Consider the following 2,413-nt stretch of genomic DNA (forward strand, 5'->3'; position numbering starts at 1 on the left):
ACTCAAGCGAGCGAACAGCGAACGTATGTCGCAGATCGTGGAGTCGCATGCCTGCCGTACCGGTTGCTCCACGATATCCGAGAAGCCGGGCCAACCTGACGAACACGACGTGGGCGCGCACCTTGTGCGGCGCCCGCCCCCGGATAGTGACGAACAGGTCATTACACTTGGCCGGGTGCTTCGCGCGGATCGCAATGTAGGCTTCGAGTGCTTGGCGCGTCGATGGCTGCAAGGCGATCAGCCGCTGCTTGCCGAACTTGCCGTTGCGGACGACCAGCCCATCCTCGACCAGATCGTCGCACTGTAGGGCGAGAGCCTCGGAAATCCGGAGACCTGTCGCCGCGAGCAGGCCGAACAGGTAATGGTACGTGTATGGGCTAATCGTGCCATGGGGCGGAACGTTCAATGCCGCCGCCATGATCGCCCGCACCTGGTCCGGTTCGATGATGGTCGGAGTGGGACGTGGCCGCTTCCCCCGGCCGAAAACGCCGACAGGCGGGACTTCGTGGTCTGGGTCCTCGGCGTGAGCGAAAAGGCTGAAATTACGAGCAGCGTCGTACCTATGGCGAGCCACGTTCTGCGAGCTTGCCGTGTGGCACCAGTCGTAGATGCGCTGCACTCGGGTGTGCCGGTCACCGAAGCGTTCGGCGAAAGCGGCGTATTGGCGCAGCAGTCGTTCCTGTTCCGAGAACTTCCGCCCCAAGCCGCGATACAGCGAGACGTATCTGGCAATGTGCGTGTTCAGCATGACGGTTCTCCCGGCCATGGCTGCGCGATCTTCATGAGCATCGGCAGGTCGACCTTGGCGTAGATGGCGGTGGTCTCGGGCGAGCTGTGGCGCAGGATCGTTCCAACGGACTCCAGCCCTGCGCCCGCGCGCAGCAAGTTGGTGGCAAGCGAATGCCGGAAAATGTGCGATCCGGTCGGCACGCCTTCGATCCCGCCGCGCTCATGCGTGCGTGCAACGATGCCGGCGATCTCCGCCGATGAGCGGAACGAACGGAACGGGGCTTGCGCGCGCACGAACAGATGCGGATCGGCGGTCTTGGGACGCGCCGTGGCAATGTAGTCCAGGATCGCGTCACCGACGTCCTGAGGCAATGGCAGGCGATCAGGCCGACGCGCCTTGCCCTTGACCGTCAGGTGGCCCGAGCGCCAGTCGATATCGTCGAGGTGCATATCCCGAATATCACCGGCACGCAGGCCAAGCCGGGCGAGCAGGAGAATGATGGCCTTGTCCCGAACTTCCACCGGGCGATCAGTCGGACATGCGCCGATGATCTGCTCGATCGTTGCCGGGTTGACGTGCCGGGGCAGCGTCGAAAGACGGTAGCGTTGCACTGATGGGATCGCGTGCAACAAAGCTGGACGGCAAACACCCTGCACGACCAGGAACCGAATATAGCTCCTCATTATCGTGACGAGCAGTGATGCAGAACCCGGCGTCTCCTTGCTTCGTTGTTGAAACGCACGCCTGAGGACGGCTGCATCCCATTGTGAAGGGTCGCCGAGCATAGGCATGAGCCGCCTGATATCGGCCCGGTAGCGCCGGATCGTCTCATCGGTCGCGCCGCGGTGTTGCTTGAGCCATGCCAGATATGCCGCCATGTGCGGGTCGTCATCCGACACCGGTTCGACTGAAGGGATGACACCCCGGCCGCGCAAGAACTCGACGAAGTGCCGAGCGCCACGCCGCCGCCGCTTCGCGCCCGAGGCGACGAGCTTGCCCCGCTTGCGCCAGACCGGACAGCGGCAACCATGCGCCGCGTACTGGTCGAGGATCGCGTCATCGACATCGGCCCACGACTGCCGCTTGATGCGAAGCCAAGCCACAATATGCTCGGCTTCCGACCGGTAGCCCTGTGCCACTCCAGGGGCGAGTTGCAGGCTGTCGATTGCATCGGAGTAGTCGGTGAGGTGACGGGGGAGATCGTCGATCCCATCGTCGACTTCGATATACCCTTGATCTTCGAGGAACCGGACAAAGCGCCGGACCCGCGCAGCCTGATCAGTCTTATAGGCGGCTTGCTGAGCCGAGTATCCGTGGCACCGACAACGGTGCTTCTCGAACCGTCGGACGACTTGATCGCCGAGCGTACTGACCGGGATGGCATGCACATCCAGCCAATGCAGGAAATGACGGATCGCTGCACTGTACAGGATCGAACAGGCCGCTTCCTCCTTGACCCACAGAGAGGAGAGGAAGGCGTTGAATAGGGCATCTGAGCTCGGCGGATCTTCGATCCGGAGCTGTGCCGGACAAAACAGCTCTGATGATCTTGTTCTCATGGTGGTTCCTTCGACTTGTTCAGGTCGAGGGAACCGTAATTATCTGGAGTGAAATCATGGAAAACCGAAGGAAACCTGCGCCTCGCGCCGCCACGCTCGACATAAACTGCGACTGCAAAGAATA

2 protein-coding genes are annotated in these 2,413 nt (G+C 62.1%); both read right to left on the reverse strand.

What is annotated here, in order from left to right:
- On the reverse strand, positions 1–748 hold a 748-nt coding region (locus FG95_RS17700; RefSeq protein ID WP_037557570.1), incomplete at its 3' end, for a tyrosine-type recombinase/integrase.
- Positions 742–2,289, reverse strand: a complete 1,548-nt coding sequence (locus FG95_RS17705; RefSeq protein ID WP_029548014.1) for a tyrosine-type recombinase/integrase — start codon at positions 2,287–2,289, stop codon at positions 742–744. The genes FG95_RS17705 and FG95_RS17700, both read right to left, overlap by 7 nt.
- Positions 2,290–2,413 lie beyond the last annotated feature (124 nt).

The organism is Sphingopyxis sp. LC363, assembly GCF_000756385.1.
Lineage (GTDB): Bacteria > Pseudomonadota > Alphaproteobacteria > Sphingomonadales > Sphingomonadaceae > Sphingopyxis.

What these genes read in the sequence shown, in the direction of transcription:
- FG95_RS17705 (WP_029548014.1), bottom strand. Translation starts at nt 2,289, where the DNA reads ATGAGAACAAGATCATCAGAGCTGTTTTGTCCGGCACAGCTCCGGATC.